12 protein-coding genes are annotated in these 18378 nt (G+C 47.6%); 8 read left to right on the top strand and 4 right to left on the bottom strand.

Annotated elements, in window-relative coordinates; translation table 11 throughout:
- The first annotated feature begins 70 nt into the window (after positions 1-70).
- Positions 71-1990 (top strand): LTA synthase family protein, encoded by a 1920-nt coding sequence (locus TX85_RS15825; protein WP_044480860.1) that lies wholly within the window; start codon positions 71-73, stop codon positions 1988-1990.
- 175 nt (positions 1991-2165) lie between these two features.
- On the top strand, positions 2166-4937 hold the full coding sequence (locus tag TX85_RS15820) for a copper amine oxidase N-terminal domain-containing protein (RefSeq protein ID WP_049894995.1): 2772 nt from the start codon (positions 2166-2168) through the stop codon (positions 4935-4937).
- Between the two features lie 180 nt (positions 4938-5117).
- On the opposite strand, the gene TX85_RS15815 is transcribed toward TX85_RS15820, so the two are convergent.
- Together TX85_RS15815 and TX85_RS15810 are read right to left on the bottom strand one after the other, a co-directional pair.
- Entirely contained in the window at positions 5118-5906 is a 789-nt protein-coding gene (locus TX85_RS15815; protein ID WP_049894994.1) for a GNAT family N-acetyltransferase, read from the bottom strand.
- A gap of 65 nt (positions 5907-5971) precedes the next feature.
- A complete protein-coding gene (locus TX85_RS15810) occupies positions 5972-7714 on the bottom strand; it encodes a GGDEF domain-containing phosphodiesterase (protein WP_044480498.1) in 1743 nt (580 codons plus the stop codon).
- 253 nt (positions 7715-7967) lie between these two features.
- On the opposite strand from TX85_RS15810, the gene TX85_RS15805 reads away from it, so the two are divergent.
- The 6 genes from TX85_RS15805 to TX85_RS15780 all read left to right on the top strand — a co-directional run bounded on the left by TX85_RS15805 (position 7968) and on the right by TX85_RS15780 (position 16993).
- The gene (locus TX85_RS15805) at positions 7968-8936 is read left to right on the top strand and encodes an ABC transporter permease (protein WP_044480497.1); all 969 of its coding nucleotides are present in this window, start codon (positions 7968-7970) and stop codon (positions 8934-8936) included.
- Positions 8937-8954: 18 nt separating this feature from the next.
- Positions 8955-9845 carry a carbohydrate ABC transporter permease gene (locus tag TX85_RS15800; RefSeq protein WP_044480496.1) on the top strand — a complete coding sequence of 297 codons (891 nt, stop codon included), beginning with the start codon at positions 8955-8957 and terminating at the stop codon, positions 9843-9845.
- A 109-nt stretch (positions 9846-9954) separates the two neighbouring features.
- Positions 9955-11640, top strand: coding sequence for an extracellular solute-binding protein (locus TX85_RS15795; protein WP_044480495.1), 1686 nt, complete (start codon positions 9955-9957; stop codon positions 11638-11640).
- 75 nt (positions 11641-11715) lie between these two features.
- Positions 11716-13632: a sensor histidine kinase gene (locus TX85_RS15790; RefSeq protein ID WP_044480494.1), complete on the top strand. Its 1917-nt coding sequence runs from the start codon at positions 11716-11718 to the stop codon at positions 13630-13632.
- Entirely contained in the window at positions 13610-15220 is a 1611-nt protein-coding gene (locus TX85_RS15785; protein ID WP_044480493.1) for a response regulator, read from the top strand. The genes TX85_RS15790 and TX85_RS15785 overlap by 23 nt, the downstream gene beginning before the upstream one ends.
- 285 nt (positions 15221-15505) lie before the next feature.
- A complete protein-coding gene (locus tag TX85_RS15780; protein WP_044480492.1) occupies positions 15506-16993 on the top strand; it encodes a glutamate synthase subunit beta in 1488 nt (495 codons plus the stop codon).
- A 3-nt stretch (positions 16994-16996) separates the two neighbouring features.
- Here TX85_RS15780 and TX85_RS15775 read toward each other — a convergent pair whose 3' ends face one another.
- A complete protein-coding gene (locus TX85_RS15775) occupies positions 16997-17803 on the bottom strand; it encodes a hypothetical protein (protein ID WP_044480491.1) in 807 nt (268 codons plus the stop codon).
- 168 nt (positions 17804-17971) lie between these two features.
- Entirely contained in the window at positions 17972-18142 is a 171-nt protein-coding gene (locus TX85_RS27055) for a hypothetical protein (protein ID WP_187375166.1), read from the bottom strand.
- Positions 18143-18378: the final 236 nt, after the last annotated feature.

Raw genomic sequence — 18378 nt, 5'->3', positions numbered from 1 at the left:
ATTGCATCCCTGGCGCAAACGGGGTATCCTTGAAACTGTAAATTTTCCTAGAGAAGAGTTGATGTTTCAGATGTTGAGAGTTTTCCGTACCTCCCGCCAGGGAGTCTTTTTCTATACATGGCTTGTCCTGATTCTGAAAATAGCCCTATTGCAGCATTTTATGTTTGGCGGGCTACATGGCCGAGGCATGCTGGCAGAAGGACTGTCGGTGCTCGCTTTGCTTTGTCTAGTTGAGCTGCTGCTTCCGGTTCGGAGGTTCCGGCTTGTATTTGGGATTGTAAATGCCATCTATTCTTTCATGCTGTTTGCTGTCACCTTATATTTTGCTCATTTTGGTACGGTGCCCACTTATGCGGTGCTCAGCGGCCTTAACCAGATTCCGCAGGTGAGAGCAAGTGTGAACGCCTTGATTCGTCCGGAGCAATTTCTTTATTTTGCGGATTTTGCGCTGTGGGCGCTATATGGACTGATATTGGCGGTTACTGCCGGGTGGAGAAGAAGGAGAAGGACGCTCAGCTTCCGGACAGATCGCCGAGGATCGCGCGGAACAAGTACCCGCTGGAAGGTGATTATTGCTTCCCTGCTGGTGCTGTCCCTTGGGGGTTCAGGTCTGTTCCTGTCCTCCGGTAAGGGTATCGATAATGAACTAGTTCGGGCGCAATCGATCGGATTTCTCAATTTTCAGGGAGACGCCCTGTTAAGAAATCAGGAGGAAGAGCGGATGATTGCGGAAGGAAACTTGCAGGAGGTAGCACAAGAGATTCATCATCTTCAGGCGAGCTACCCTTATGTGAATTCGGATGGAGCAGAGGCGTCTTATTTCGGAGCTGCTCAAAACAGGAATTTGATCGTCATTCAGATGGAGTCCTTCCAGAACTTCCCGATTCATCTGAAGATAGGCGAGACCGAAGTAACACCGGTATTGAACAGGCTGGCGGATGAAGGCTTTTATTTCCCGAAGATCTATCAGCAGATCGGTCCGGGCAACACCTCCGATGCAGAATTCATGTCTAACACCTCGATCTATCCGACGGCTTCCGTGGCGATGTCCACCGGCTTTGGAAGCCGGGAGATTCCGAGTCTGCCGCGTCTTTTGCAAGGAAAAGGCTATGAGACGATGACGTTCCATATCAACGATGTGACCTTCTGGGACCGCAACAGGCTGTATCCTGCGCTCGGTTTTGATAAGTATTTTGATAAGCCGGCCTTTACTAATGATCACTTTAATGACTTCGGAGCCTCGGATGAAGAGATGTACCGGGTTGGCGTAGAGGAGCTCAAGCAGCTCGATCAGGCAGGAACTGCCTTCTATGCCCAGTTTGTAACGACTTCCAGCCACTCGCCGTTTGTCGTGCCGGAGGACAAGGTGCAGCTTCAACTTCCGGACAACCTGAAGGGGACTAATCTGGGCAATTATTTGACCGCAGTAAATTATACGGATTATGCGATCGGACAACTGATCGAACGGCTTAAAGCGGAGGGGATGTGGGAGCGGACGATGCTCGTTGTGTATGGGGACCACTTTGGACTGCAGCCTAGTGAGACGAGTGCGGCCGAGATCAAGGAGAAGCTTGGAATTCCATACGATGACCGGGTTAGCCGCTTTAATATCCCATTTATTGCGCATATTCCAGGCAGGCAGGCTGGAGTAGTCTCTCAAGTGACGGGCGGACAAGTGGATTTGCTGCCTACCACGGCAGGCTTGTTGGGGATTTCGCTGGAGCAGGAGTCCTTTACCGCCTTAGGTCAGGATTTGCTGAGTATCGGGCAGAATGTGATCGGGATGCGGTATTATTTGCCGACCGGTTCGTTCTTTAACAATGAGGTTATGTTTATTCCGGGTCAGGGCTTTGAAGATGGGACCGCGGTATCTCTGGATACACTTGAGCCGGTCACCGATCTTTCCGCCTATCAAAGTGATTATGAATACGTGCTTCAGTTAATGAAGCTGTCGGACGAGTATGTAAAGCTTCTCCCGAAACGGAAATAGTTCTCGCCATAGGGGAATTGGGATGAATTTCGTTTATACGGCGGGGATTTGGTTTAATCATGTTGAAGCGGCTCCGTAAAATAAGCTTCGCACATTAGAAACTTTTTCCCTTGCCGCCGCGTCTGTAATGACAATAGGATTTATACTGATCCATCATATTAGGGAGGATGAAACTGTGAAAAAAATCGGAATAACTTTTTTGGCTGTTATTCTAGCTCTGCCTATGCTTCTTCAAGCCCCGCTTTCAGCGTCGGCTGCGACAGCCATTAGCATTTACATCGATGGTGCGAGACTGTCGACGGATCAGGCTCCGGTAGCCGTGCAAGGACGTGTACTGCTGCCATTACGGGCCATATTTGAAGGCCTCGGTTCGACGGTGGACTGGAACCAGTCCAAGCAGACGGTAACGGCAACGAAGGGCAATACGACCGTTGTGCTGAAGATGAAGTCAAGAACGGCAACGATTAATAATCAGACGGTATCACTGGATGTTCCTGCCCAAGCGATTGGCGGAAGAACTATGGTTCCTGTCCGCTTCGTGAGTGAAGCTCTTGGAGCTACAGTGAACTGGAATTCCTCCGCGAGGTCGGTCACTATTTTCTCCGGATCCGGCGGAACAGATACCTCCAGTTTAAAAGCTGCGCAGTATGTAACACTCCGGGATGTGGCCAATACGGGAGACGGCCGCGACCTGCAGGTCAGCTTCTCTCGTTCTACAACCGAATCGCTGGTGGATCACTACCGCTTGTTGATTGTAAAGGCATCGAATGCATCTGCATTCAACCTGACTGCGGCGCTGAAGGTTGGCTCGGCAAATTACACAACTGTACAACCGAACAACACCGATCAGGCAGTCACGCTGTCCTCGTCAGCCCGTGATGTGGACGGAGCGCTGATTCAATCGAATCAGGCTTATGTAGGTTATGTATTAACAGTAGGGAAAGGCACTTACGGCAGCGCACTATCAACGGCTTCTAACTCGTTAACGTTGGATACAGGTATTTCCGTCTCGGCGGTGACAAATGTACGAATCAACGATGTTAGCGATTATGCGGATGGACGCGATGCGGCAGTAACATTCACTCGTGCATCGAATGAGAGCAACATTTCTGAATACCGTGTATTTTTGGTGAAAACAAAGGATGCAAGCAGCTTCAGCCTGTCTCGGGCAAACTCGCTGTCGAATCAGTACTACACCACGGTTAGCAAGACATCAAGCAGCGGATCGACACTGACCGGAACCTTTTCCGCGTCATCAAGAGACACTGCCGGCGACCTGATCAAGAACAATGTGGCCTATACGGCATTCGTTCTGTCGGTCAGCAATACAAGCTTGGCTTCGAATAAGCTGTCAACAGCTTCCCCATCTGTAACTCTGGCTGCTGGTACCGTGGCAGCACCGGTCATTACGCTGGTGCAGGATATAACAGATTATGGAGATGGACGGGATTTGCGGGTTAGCTTCACGAAAATTGCTGATGAATCGAAGATCTCGGGATATCGGATCTTTGTCGTCAAAGCAAATGATTACAGCAACTTTACACTTGCCCGTGCCAATGCAGTATCTAGCTCCAATTATAAAGAAGTGAGCAAAACCGGATACAATCAGAGTGAAATCCTGTCCTCCAACGCGCGCGATGTAGATGGTGCTACAATTCGCAACGGAGTAAATTACCGTGTGTTCGTTATGGCGGTTGGCAGCGGCGCTTACACCGGAAGCAATGCATTATCGTATGCTTCCAATCTGATTACACTTATGAATAACTACAGTGTTGGTGCCGTATCCAATCTGTATGCTAGCGATGTGAATGACTATAATGATGGCCGGGATTTGTTCGTATCCTTCAAACGGGCTTCGGATGAATCGAATATTAGCCATTACCGGATCATGGTGGTGAAGGCTGCCAACGCAAACAGCTTTACGCTAGCCAAGGCCATTAACGTATCCGGCAGCAACTATATCCAGGCAAGTGTAGGACGGGATTTCAGCGATGTGCTTCCTTCCGGTGCGCGCGATGTAGATGGCGCGAAGATCCAGACCGGAGTGAGCTACCGTGTGTTTGTACTATCCGTCGGTAGAGGAAGCTATACTGGCGAGTATACCTTGTCCGAATCCTCTTCGACCGTTGTATTGACTAACAATTTCAGCGTGGGTACGGTGAGTGGACTGACTGCTGCGGATATCGGTGATTACGGTGACGGAAGAGATCTTCAAGTTCAGTTCTATCGCGCCACAGAAGAATCGAATATCAGTCAGTACCGCGTGTATGTTGTAAAGGCATCGAAGACATTAACAACTGCGCAGGCAATAGATAACAGATATTATGAAACAGTAAGCAAATCAGGCAGTACGAATCCATTGACAGCGGCCTTTGGCTATTCTTCAAGAGATACTGACGGAGATACTATTCAAAATAATACGGCCTATCGTGTCTATGTACTTTCTCTGGGCAGCGGCAGTTACGCCGGTAGTAATGCATTATCTAACCCGGCATCAATTACGCTGACTGACAGCTCTTTAGTGCAGGCTGTTACGAATGTAACTGCGATAACGGATACGAGCACAGGCCAAGCAAGTGATATTAAGGTAAGCTTCACGAAGCCGGCTAATGAAACAAATATTGACCATTATCGGATTTTAGTTGTTCCAGCTGAACAAGTAAATAACTTCAATTTGTCCAGTGCGAATAACGTTATGGCCGGTAATTACACGCCAGTTGCTGCAACCGGCAATAATGTGTCCAATCAGCCGGTACAAAGCCAGGATGCCTTCGGTGCAACGATTGAAGCTAATAAGACTTACCAGGTCTTTGTCCTGTCTGTAGGGAAATCAGGTTATACCAGTGCACTATCCGCACCAACTGCTCAATTCAAGATCAGTCCAGCCCCTGTCGAACCGGCAGAGACCGAGACTAACGGTGGTGCGACAAGCCCTGACAACGTCTGAGCTAATATTATGAAGTAGAAAAAAAGGTGTCCCGAAGTCATCGTTGATGATTAGGGACACCTTTTTCAATGTGAGGTTACGCCGTGCGTTACGAAATAAGTGCTGAAAGGCATTAAAAGAAAGACGCAGTATTTCGGGACATCCTCTTTCAATTTACACATCTCTATGGGTGCTTTTGACTTATGGCTTAAGAAGATAATAAGGAATACATAAGGTTGGAACGAATCCGAGCTTCTGGGCTAATTGGTAGGAGCCCTCATTCTCCCTACGGCAGGCCCAGACCGGTTCAAGGTGATGCTCCAGACAATAATGGATCAGCGCAATGCTGGCCTGGATAGCGTAGCCGTTACCCCGAGCCTCTTTGACGGTCTCGATTCCAATCTCCAGACAATTCTCCACCCGATAAGCGGAGAAGGCCACGGATACTGGACGGCCCTGTTCCAGGACGCAAAATCCGGCTCCCGCAGCAACGAACTGATCGGCGTTCTTCCAGAAGTGGCGGGGAACCACCGCTCCATCGAATTCATGGAAGAGCTTCTCGTCAATAGCTACAATCTCGCATTGCATCGAACTGCTTTGGTCTACTAGGCTCTGAAAAAAAGCACGATTAAACGTAAAATTGACCCGGGTATTCTCCTCGACTGGGCCATCCTCGGCAAGACGCCGAAGCAGAACATTCCATGAATCAGGGTAAACCTGCAGCCATTCCCGTTCTACCCGCTGTTTGTGTTCATTTCCGAGATACCCGGTCAAGGCTTCCAGAAATTCAGGGGTATGACTCTCGCCGCACAAGATTGACATGCCGTAGGCCGATTGGATGTAGCAGGCTTCCGGATGCTCCAGTTGATCAACAAATACCCGGCCTGGGCTTAACCCTTGAAGCACAGCTTGGGCAAACCAGGTGTTGAACGGCACCTGCTTCAGAAGCGCGGTTGCCTGACTATAGTCTTTCGCCTTTAGCTCAATCAATTTCAATTACCTCCAGTCGTCCATGGCAGATCAGAATGTCTGTCTGAGAGAACTATCTATTATATTTAGCAAAGATTATGGTTCGTGCTTCCGTCTTCCAGCATCCGGGTCATCGCCGTGCAATCTACCGGTCTACTATAATAATAGCCTTGAATTTGATCACATTCATTTTCCCGCAAAAATTGGAGCTGCTGTTCCGTCTCTACGCCTTCGGCAAGAACGGTCAAGCCCAAGGACTTGCCAAGCTGAATGATTGAACGGAGCAGCAAGCTGTCGCGCTGTGAGTGCGGGGTATTCTGTATGAAGGTCCGGTCAATCTTCAAAATCTGCAAGGGCAGTTCTTTTAAGTAAAAAATCGAGGAGTAGCCTGTTCCGAAATCGTCAATGGACAAGTTTATGCCGCGCCCTTTTAAGGAATCCAGCCGGTCCTTGATTAGCGCAGGCTCGTTGAGCAGCGATTCCGTAACCTCAAGCTCAAGAAATTCCGGTGCCAGTCCGGTCTTCTCCAGTACAGTCCCCACGGTCTGTACAAACTGCGGATGCTTGAATTGGACGGCGGATACATTGACGGAGATAGGCAGCTTCGGCAGTCCCTGATCCTGCCAGCGCTTATTGGTTCGGCAGGCCTCCCACAGCACCCATTCGCCAAGCTCGACAATGAAGCCGCATTCTTCGGCAATCGGAATGAAGGAAGCGGGAGAGATCATTCCTTCCTCCGGATCATTCCAGCGCAGCAAGGCCTCCATCCCGATAATCTCCATTGTGACTGCATGGATCTTCGGCTGGTAAAAGAGCTCGAATTCTCCTTCGGCAAGCGCGCGCGGCAGTCTCTTCTCCATATTTACCCGTTCGTTCAGCTTGTCCATTAAGTAATAGTCAAAATAATGAGGGTTGCTTATATTTTCGGTCTTGGCTTCTTTCATGGCGAGCTCCGCGTGCTTCAGCAATAGGGAGACATCTGCCCCATCGTCCGGAAAGATGCTGATGCCCATAGCAAAACTGATGCTCATTTCATCGTCGGCCATGATAAACGGCTGCTTCAAAGAGTCGTATAATTTACTGGCTATAGTATGTATTTGAAGGGGATTGCTAATTTGATTGAGAAAAATAATGAATTCATCTGCAAAGCTGCGGCATACAAGCGCGTCTTTGTCGACCTCGCTGCTGATTCGCTCGGCTACGCCGATCAGCAATTCATTACCTGCGGCTTCTCCATAACTTTCATTTATGTAACGGAAGCGATTCAAGTTAACTCGTAACACAGCGCCGCTTCGGTGTTCGTATTCAAGGATAGCGAGATCCTCCTGTGCTGCTTCCTGAAACCGTCCCATATTCAAAAGTCCGGTAACAGGATCAAAGTAGGAGAGTTGGCGGATCTGCTGTCTGGATTCCTGCTGCGCCTCAACCTCGTTTGTCACATCGAATTGGAGCCCGATGAAGTAAGCAGGCTTGTCTTTGGAATCATAGACAGGACTAATAATAAATTGGTTCCAAAAGGTCGTGCCGTCTTTTCGGTAATTTTTAATAGTCACCGTGGCGGCTTTTCCTTGTTTTATTGCATTTCTAATAACATCCAAGTGATCCTTATCGGTCTCTTCACCTTGGAGAAACCGTGAATTGCGCATTATAACCTCTTCCTTGGTATAACCGGTGATCATCTCAAAGCCTTTATTCACGTAAACAAGCGGGTTGTCTTTAAGATTCGGATTGGTTACGGCAAGCCCGACGCCCATCAAATCGATGGAACGGAGCAATGCGGAAGAGTTGAGAATACTCTCAATTTGTGAGTAGTTGAGTTCCTTTTCCAATCTAAGACCCCCTGAAAATGAGACCCAATAGTATAATTCTGATGCTGTCCGTTGTGGGAGTACATCTTTGTACTCATCATACATGCTGCTTCTTCAGGAAATCAAATGATACTTTTATGAAGTCAACCCGAAAAATGATACCTTGGATACGAAATCTGATGCCTTACTCTAGCAGGTCATCCCAAGTACAATATTAGTGTGATAGGTGAAAGTGCTTTCAAATCAGAAATAGACAGCTTGGAGGTCAAAGGGGATGGACATACAACAGTCTTCACAGCCCACAGCCGCGATACAAACAAATACGCCGCCCGATAAGAGGCGGAAATGGCTGAGAAAGCTCTACACACAGCGGCATATTCAAATTATGGCGCTGCTCGGCATCGCGTGGATGATTATTTTTAACTACATTCCAATGTACGGCGTTGTTATTGCATTTAAGGACTATGATATTATCAGAACAATTTCAGAAGCCCCCTGGGTAGGACTAGAGCATTTTAAAGAGTTTCTGGCTGATGAAAATTTCGGCTACGTTATGAGGAATACGCTCGGGATTAGCTTGCTGAAGCTAGCGACATTCCCTCTTCCTATTATTTTTGCACTTTTCCTGAATGAGGTGCGTTCCTTACGATTCAAGAAGTCCATTCAGACGATTTCTTACCTGCCTCACTTCCTGTCCTGGGTTGTATTAGGCGGAATCTTAGCAACATGGCTCTCGGATATAGGGATCTTTAACAAGATCTTTATGGCATTGAATCTCATTGATCAGCCGATCTCGTTTCTGGCTGAGCCGAAATACTTTTGGACCATTGTCATTACTTCGGATATCTGGAAAGAGCTTGGCTGGTCCGCAATTATTTATTTGGCGGCGATTACGAGTATCTCTCCTGAAATGTATGAAGCAGCAAGAATTGATGGTGCCGGACGGTTCCAGCAAATGTGGTACGTTACGCTGCCGGCAATTAAAGCAACGATCAGCATCCTGTTTATTCTCGCCGTCAGCGGTGTGATGAATTCCAACTTTGACCAAATCTTGGTATTGCGAAATTCATTGAATGACAGCGCAAGTAACGTTATTGACTACTACGTATACTATACGGGACTTTCACAGGGCCGATTCTCCTATTCAACGGCTGTGGGATTGTTCAAGTCAGTTATCGCAATCACTTTGCTGTTGATAGCAAACCAAGTATCCAAAAAACTCAACGACACTTCGTTGTTTTAGGCAAAGGAGGATCCGCACATGTTTTTATCTAGCCGCAGAACAAAAGGCGAAGTTGTCTTCGATTTCGTTAATAATTTTGGGATGCTTCTGATCTGTTTTGTCACATTGTATCCCATTTGGTACGTACTGATTAATGCCTTCAATGATGGTAAGGATGCGATGCTGGGCGGTATTTATTGGTGGCCGCGGGTGTTCAGCCTTGAGAACTTTGAGGCGGTATTCGCTAACCCGGGGATCATGACCGCCATGGGGCTTACCATTGCGAAGACGATTCTTGGAGTAGTAGCACACGTATTTTTCACCGCCATGGTTGCTTATGCTTTCTCGCGCAGAGAACTGATTGCAGGGCGCTTCTATATTATCATGGGAACGATCACGATGATCTTCTCCGGCGGTCTGATTCCAACTTACTTGCTGATTCGAGACTTAAACCTGCTAGATAACTTCTTGGTTTATATTATACCGGTACTGTTTAGCTTTTTTGATCTGATTATCTTCATGACCTTCTTCCGGGAAATTCCGGATGGTCTCGAGGAAGCGGGAAGAATCGACGGAGCCAACGACTGGACCATTTTCTTGAAAATTGTATTGCCAGTATCGATGCCTGTTATCGCTACAATTGCACTATTCCACGGGGTATACCAATGGAATGACTACTTTGCAGGGATTATCTACGTGAATAAGGAATCACTGCAACCGATTCAGACCTTCTTGTACCGGGTCGTGGCTCAGTCCAGCTCTAACATTATGACCACAGCGGTTCAAGGAAGTGCGGTAACCAAGACGGTTACCTCGCAATCAATTAAGCTGGCTACCATGGTTGTTACAACAATGCCGATTGTGTTTGCTTATCCGTTCCTGCAACGTTATTTTGTTAAAGGGATGATGATCGGTTCCATCAAGGGCTAATTAGAAAGGCCCGAATACCTTCAGTAACTCCTCCGGGCCGCCTTGCGGCGGCTTTGGAGTTGCACATTATAGCACTACATTATATAAGTTCAGAAAAGGGGTAAAAAGCATGGGCATGAAAAGTAAGTCCAAAAAAATGATGATGCTTCTGATGGCATGTATCATGGTTCTTTCTCTGGCGGCATGTGGCAGCAACAGCAATAACACGGCCAAAACAGAAAACGCTAACAACGCAGCAACGACGGATACAAATACTCCGTCCGAGCCGGCTGCTACACCATCGGCTGATGAACCGGGCTGGAAATCCGACACGTCTCCAATTACGTTTGAATGGTACCTGAACTTTGCTTGGTTCCCTAACAAATGGGGCGTTGACCCGACATCCCAATATGTGACTAAAAAGACGGGTGTTAATATTGACTTCATCGTTCCAGCTGGTAACGAGAACGAAAAGTTAAACACACTGATTGCTTCCGGTAAACTGCCAGACTTCATTACGCTCGGCTGGTATGAAGATGGTGTGAAGAAAATGATCGAAGGCGGTCTCGTTGAGCCGCTGAACAAACTTGCTGAAGAATATGATCCGTACTTCTTCAAAGTGGCAGACCCTGACAAACTGGGCTGGTATACACAAGCAGACGGTAATGTATATGGATACCCTAACTCTTCCTCGTCCCCTAAAGACTACGAGAAATACGGAGACACTTATGTATCCAACCAAACATTCGTAGTTCGCAAGGACATCTATGAAGCCATCGGCAGCCCGGATATGCGGACTCCAGAAGGCTTTGTGGGAGCACTGAAGAAAGCTAAAGAAATGTTCCCGGAAATCGATGGACAACCGATCATTCCACTTGGGTTGCATGAGTTCACTCAAACAGGCAACGACTCTCTGGAAGGCTACATTCAAAACTTCCTGGCTATTCCGAGAGAAAAAGACGGCAAGCTGTATAATCGTGAAACCGATCCTGAATATGTTCGCTGGTTGAAGACATTGCGCGATGCTAACGAGCAAGGCTTGCTGGCGAAGGATATCTTCATTGACAAGCGCGCTCAAATGGAAGAAAAAATCGTGCAGGGACGTTACTTTGCAATGTTGTACCAACGCACTGACTTTGCAGCTCAATTGGGTACGTTGTACCAACAGGATCCTAACAAGATCTACATTGCTGTAGATGGTCCTGCAAATACAAACCTGGATGCTCCAACACTTAACGGCCCAGCCATTTCCGGATGGACAGTAACTCTGATTTCCAAGGATGTTAAGGATAAAGAGCGTGCCATCAAGTTCCTGAGCTACCTGATGAGTGAAGAAGGACAGAAAGACCTTTACCTTGGAGAAAAAGGCGTAAGCTATGATACAATTGACGGCAAAGATCAATTCAAGCCAGAAGTATTTGATCTGATGAATACAGACCGTTCCGCGTTCGACAAGCAATACGGCTCTTCGTTCACCTTCTGGATGATGCAAGATACGAATATTACGTATCAATGGACTCCTCAATCGGTTGAACCTTACAAACAGTTGGAAGATTGGACTCGCGGCAAGACGGTAAGTATCTCCGAATACAACGAAATCGATCCACTGGCTAACTCTGATGAGGGCATCATTCTGAGCAAGATCAAGGATCTGCGCGGCAAGACATTGCCTAAGCTCCTGATGGCTTCTTCCGAAGCAGAGTTCGACAAGATCTGGGCAGACTACATCAAGAAACAAGAAGATCTGGGACTCGCAAAAGTTGAGGCTTTCCAACAAACGAAATACGAAGAGAACAAAACGAAGCTCGGTATGTAATACCGATTCTATAGTTCTGCCCAAATGGCCCGCGGCTCGCGGGCTTTTGGGTGTTTATTAAAAGGAGTTAGGTCCATGAAGAGAACCAAGCGCTCGATATCATTGTGGGATTCATTTAAATACTGGTTTGGACGCCGCTCCTTGCAGAGCCGCCTTATTGCGGCCTATATTTTTATTATTTTAGGACCCAGCGTCTTGGTGTCCTATTATTCCTTTGGATTGATTAATAATATGTACATTCGTGATGCCAGAGAAAAGAATGAGTCCTTACTGGATATGGAAGAGCTCCATATTCAAACCCAGATCGAATCGATGGTCCGAGCAGTTCAGGTTGCTTACGATGATATCGATGTACAAGAGTATTTGTCCAATACAAATGAGCCTGATGCGGAAGAATTGGTTAATTTCAATAATAACGTTTTTAAAAGTTTGACACGTATCCAGTATTACAATCCGAATGTGGAGCATCTCCGTCTGTTCTCCAGCAGCAAAGTAACCGAGATCTGGCCAATTTTTTTCAGGGAAAGCCGTGTTGTCAATGAGCCTTGGTATCAAAAGGCCATCGAGATGAAGGGAATGGAATCGTGGTCTTTTCTATATAATGATGCGGACATCATCTATCGATATCATGGGCAGACCCCGGCGGAGACGCCTAAGGTATCGTTGCTTCGTGAAATGAGTATTCCGAGGAATATTCATCATGTCGGGATGGTGCAGGTGGATATGTTGTTGGAAAAATTCAGTCCAAGGACATACTCCGTGATTCAAGACAGCCAGTCCCAAATGCTTATTGTGGATAACGAATTCCAAATTTTTACTCGGGCTCAGGATTCTTTCCTGGCTGCTAATCCCGAGATGAGCGCGGTCATTGAGGAAAGGCTGCAACAATATAAAGCTACAGGAAATTGGGATATCAATTACACGGAAAACGGAAACTCATTTCTTCTGCTGCATAAGCCGATTGAACGCATTAATGCAGATTTGCTGAATATCGTCTCGATGGACAGTGTGCTAGAGGAAATATCACATACACGAAATATACTCATCGGTGCCAATATCGGGTTTATCACGCTCGTAACCCTGATTGCTTATGTTTCAAATGCATTTATTTTGAAAAACCTGCGTCTGCTGACCGAAGAGATGAAGAAGGTTCGCAGAGGGGAAACTTACAGTGGAATTGTTATTCGTGGCGGGGGCGAGGTCGGAGAATTGGCGCATCATTTCTCCAAGCTGATGAATACGATTAATACGTTGGTAGCCCAAGCTGTATACAAGCAGGCTCTAACCAAAGAAGCGGAACTCCGCACGCTGCATAATCAGATTGATGCGCATTTTCTGTACAATACCTTGGAGAATATAAAGATGCTAGCGGAGATCGAGAACCAGCGGGCAATATCAGACGCACTGACCTCGCTTGGCGGAATGATGAGATACAATTTTAAATGGTCTGGCGAGTATGTGAAGCTTTACGATGAGATTCGACATATCGAGAATTATACCGAGGTCATGAATATACGCTTTGATGAGCCGATCCAGCTTCAGCTGGACATTCCTGAAGAGTACATGGAGATGGAAATGCTAAAGATGTCCCTTCAGCCTATTGTTGAGAACGCAGTTAAACACGCCTGGACCGGAGAAGAGCCTGGAACAAGAGAGATTAAAATTCGGGTGGAGAGCCGGGAGCAGAATGCGGTACGGATGATCGTGACAGACAACGGTGTGGGGATTGAACAAGAGGTACTGAAGGAGTTGAACCAGGAACTGGAGATGGTCGGACTTACCGATAAGGTACCGAGAGGCTTCCGACCGGAGCCAAGCCCATATGGAATTGGCCTGAGCAATGTACAGGAGCGAATCCGACTTTTTTACGGTCAAGAATATGGTCTGAGCGTATTTAGTGAGCAAGGTGAATATACACGAGTTGAGATGACTTTGCCGAAAGTGCTGCTAACAGGGAGGGTAGGCACGGATGACAAAACTGATGATCGTTGATGATGAAAAAAATATCCGTCTCGGACTTAAGACGATGATTGAACGTGAGTTCTCTGAGGAATTTGAATTGATTACCGCGGCCCAAGGGGCTGAGGCACTTGAATTATACCGGGCCGAAGGAGCGGAAATTGTGGTGACCGATATCCGCATGCCGATCATGGATGGAATTACGCTGATTGAGCGGCTTGCTTCCGAACCATTGCCGAATGCCCAAGCCGGAAAACCGCTGGTAATCATTTTGAGCGGATATGAAGACTTCGAATATGCTAAAGCAGCTATCCGGTATCAAGCGGTAGATTATTTGCTGAAGCCGATTCGCAGGGACGAATTGTTCGGAGCGCTGCGTAAATGTAAGGATACTTTAACCAAGCGTTCCCAGATTGCCGAGCAGCTTTCCGTCACGGAGAGCTATCGGCAGCAGGTTCAGTCGGGTATCCTTCTGGCCCTCCTGCTGATGAATGATTTCGAAGAGGAAGAAATGAAGCTTTGGAGCGCGGAGATAGGCTTTGAGCGTTATACTTCTCCTTTCTCTGTAGCGGTGCTGACTTATATATATGAAGATGGCAGCCGTATGAAGAAGGATGAGCTGAAGTCATTGGCCGAGCATATGTACGAGAGCATTGACGGCCAACTGAACGCTTGCCTGCTCGATCGGGAAGGAAGGGTTGTGCTGGTAGGTGGGCCGCAGTCTAAGTTTGCGGAACTGTCCAATCTGGCTGCCGAAAAGGAGCTTGACGGCCTGCTGATCGGAATCAGCAAAGAAGGAAGCCGGTTGGAGGAACTTGCCGAGTGTTACCGTCAGGCGGTCGAATCTCTAAGCTACACTTTTGTATTTCCGAAGACACGCTTGATCTGGTTCAAAGAGCTGCCTGCGGAACGGCCCCGCTATACTGTTCCGAAGGAAGATATCCGGAAGCTGGGTAATATTCTGGGCACAAATCAGGATAAGGATATTGGCCTGCTGCTGCATGAGATTTTCAGGATTGATCAACTGGCAGGCCTAGACATCGACTATTTATCCGCGGTTAGCAAGCGAATCAACGAACAGGTCCTTGATGAAGTATTCCGAATGTACGGGGAGGCATCGGTGGAGGTCATCAAGCTCTACCGCAAAGTGGGAGATCTGTTCAACTTCCGTCATTTCCATGACTATTTTCGTTCGCTGGAGCAGCTGCTGTTCAGCCTGAACGAGTATATCAAGGAGATTCGTTCCGCACATAGCGAGAATGGGGACATGAAGGATGCGGTGGACTATATCGAAAACAACTATCATCGTCCCTTGAACATGGCCATTGTCAGCAACTACGTATCCTTGAATTATTCCTACTTCAGTGAGGCATTCAAGGCTTATACCGGCGAGAGCTTTGTCACTTATCTGAAGAAGGTCCGAATTCGTAAGGCAAAGGAACTGATCGGAACAGGCTCGCTCAAGCTGTCGGAGATCAGTGCAGCAGTCGGCTTTGAGAATACACGGCATTTTTCACGGGTGTTTAAGGAGCTGGAAGGTATTTCCCCCTTTGAATATCGCGGCAAGCTTTTTGTAGGCAATGAACGCTTTGGGAACCGCGAGGTACCAGAAGACGAATGAGCATACCACGGAAATGCCGGTCTAGATTATAGGGCGATTTTAAATAATAGAACACCGAGACATCAGTCGGTCAGGAGCATCTATCCCTGACCGGCTATTTTATTGCCGGCAGAGCGGATAAGAACAGTGATATTCTTCATTACTCAGGGAAGCGCTGCGATGCTACCATAATTACATTTAGAAGGAACGGGTCTATCTGCACCCTGATATTTTAACGCTTTATAGCAGGGAAGCGACAGTGAGGCTGGAACTTTAAAAATCGAATCTATAAAGGGGATGAATTGTATGGGCAAGGCAACTGGATTTATGGAATATGAGAGGGAGGTTCCCGGGGAATTGGAACCCCTGGAGCGGATATCCTCTTGGGCAGAGTTCTCCGTTCCGATGAATGAGGAGCAGCTAAGAACTCAGGGAGCGCGCTGCATGGATTGCGGGACCCCATTTTGCCATGTTGGACGCATGCTCTCCGGGATGGCTTCAGGTTGTCCGCTCCACAATTTAATTCCCGAGTGGAATGACCTTGTGTACCGGGGGAACTGGAAGGAGGCTCTCAAGCGGCTGCAGAAGATAAATAACTTTCCTGAATTTACTGGCAGAGTGTGTCCGGCACCTTGTGAAGGCGCATGTACGGTTGGCAAGCATGGAGCGCCGGTGACGATTAAGAACATCGAGAAGTCGATCGTTGACCGTGGATTCCTGGAAGGCTGGATTCAGCCCGAGCCACCGGAGAGAAGGACGGGCTACAAGGTTGCTGTTGTCGGATCTGGTCCTGCCGGTCTGGCCTGCGCAGACCAATTGAATCAGGCGGGTCATATGGTAACCGTCTTCGAGCGGGCCGATCGAATCGGTGGCTTGCTAATGTACGGCATCCCTAACATGAAGCTGGAGAAGAGTTCCGTGGAACGACGTGTGCGATTGCTTGAAGCGGAGGGAATCAAGTTTGTGACTTGTTGTGAGGTAGGCAAAGATCTTCCGGTCGATTCCTTGAAGAAGGATTATGATGCTGTTGTGCTGTGCGGGGGAGCTACCCTTGCCCGTGATTTGCCTATACCAGGAAGAGAGGCCGACGGCATCTATCAAGCTATGGAGTTTCTGACCCTGAATACCCGCAGCTTGCTTGATTCCGGTCTGGAGGATGGACGACACATCTCTGCCAAGGATAAGCATGTAATTGTGATTGGCGGAGGCGATACCGGGACGGACTGTGTGGCGACAGCAATCAGGCATGGCTGTAAGTCCGTGAATCAATTGGAAATTATGCCGATGCCTCCGCTATCCCGTCAGCCGGACAATCCATGGCCGGAGTGGCCCAAGGTCATGAAGACGGACTATGGACAGAAGGAGGCAGTCGAAGTATTCGGTGAGGAGCCGCGCCGTTTCTTAACTTCCACCCGCCAATTCCTGAGTGATGATAACGGGCAACTTACCGGGTTAGAAATTGTAGAGATCGAGTGGTTGCATAATGCTCAGGGCAGGCTCGTTCCTCATGAGATCGAAGGGACGGCGCGTAGGGTTCCGGCCGATCTGGTGCTGCTTGCGCTTGGATTTACCGGCCCGGAGGATGGTCTGCTGATACAGCTTGGTATTGAAAGGGATGAACGGTCCAATGTAAAGGCGGCGGAGGGGACGTATTCCACGAATGTGGAAGGTGTGTTCGCAGCAGGAGACATGCGCCGCGGCCAGAGTCTTGTTGTATGGGCCATTCAAGAGGGCCGGCAAGCGGCCAAGGCTGTTACTCGATACCTGACAGCAGACCGGCTGCTGCGAGCCTAATTTTCACTTCAATTTTGCCTCCGCCTTGGTCAGGATTTCTGCAATTTTAACCTCGTAGGCATTTATATTTTTACGGGACTTTAATCCTTGCGAGAATAAGGTATCCAACCGGGTCAGCGCACCGGCAATCCGGTCGGTATCTTTTTTCTTCAAGGCAGCTTTGAAATTGCTCCACTCGGTGGCTGAGGATTTATTCGCTGCTGAGATGGAGCTTTTTTCGGTTTTGATCCTGGCTTTCCACGTATCGATTTCTCCCAATATTTTACGAATTTCTGCACTTTTCCGCGTTCGTGCTGCCTTTGCTTCCTTTAGCTCCGCCTCTCTCGTTCGAATCTCCTGCCGTGCCAGCGTGCATGCTGTTTTCAATCCGTTGGCTTGTGTTTGCAGCAGTTTAGTTAAGGCTTTATCCTTCAGCTTCTTGGCAGAGGCGAGCTGCTTATTCGCTAATGCCGATGAATCGAATAGGGGCTGATATTTCTGCTTAACCGTACTGACCTTTTGCTCCAATTGGCGGATTTTTGCGGAATCCAGTTCGGTAATTTTCTTCTTTACGCCGCTTAATTTGGCCTCATTGGTATTATGGAGGCTAGTGTTCTTGCTCTCCCAAGTCTTGTGCTCCTTCTGCAGGGCTGACAGTGAATCATACGATTTGATCAACGAATTCTTTCGGGCGGTACCTGCGTCTTCTACGGCGAGCTTCAACTGGTCTTTCACGGAATCCGTAAATTCCGGGGAGGCTCCGAGTATGGAGACCGGAGGTACACCCAACAAGAGACATCCGGTCACCAACAAAATTAGAAACTTCTTCATCCTATCGCTCCTTTGTTTACATCGTTTTTAGGAATTGAGCAGGCATAGAACCTGGAGATACAGAAAAAAGCACCTGCAAGACGGCATTCACTGCCAGCTTACGGGTGCTTCCCAAATTTCCAGAATTCTATTTTCAAAAAATATACTTTAAAATCCCTTAAATGTCAATTACTCGGACAACTCACACAATGGCTCGGGAAGCTGCAATTCGGTATGCAGACACTCCAGCTTGCGGAGAATTTCCTTCCGCCACTTCAGATCACCGAGGTTGGTAGCCAAGTTCAGAAGGTCCAGATAGTCATCGATTTGCAGGGAAGATTTGCGGGCAGATACTTTCATGGGCTTCATACTCCTTATTAAATAAACTTATATCCAATATGAGGACAAGATAATAATGATAATCATTATCAAATGTGATATTTATCATTATGCACAATAATTTTCGGTTTGTAAATACAAGGAGACTATTTGGAGAAAAAATCAATGACTTAAGATTGGAGAATGAGTCTTCAAGCGCTGCACTCTTCGACAAATTAGGATAAGAAACCTATGTAGGGTTAGGGATTTATGTTAAA

This window comes from Paenibacillus antibioticophila, from assembly GCF_000455265.1.
In the GTDB taxonomy this organism is placed as follows: domain Bacteria; phylum Bacillota; class Bacilli; order Paenibacillales; family Paenibacillaceae; genus Fontibacillus; species Fontibacillus antibioticophila.
This window is presented reverse-complemented; position numbering and strand designations above follow the sequence as displayed.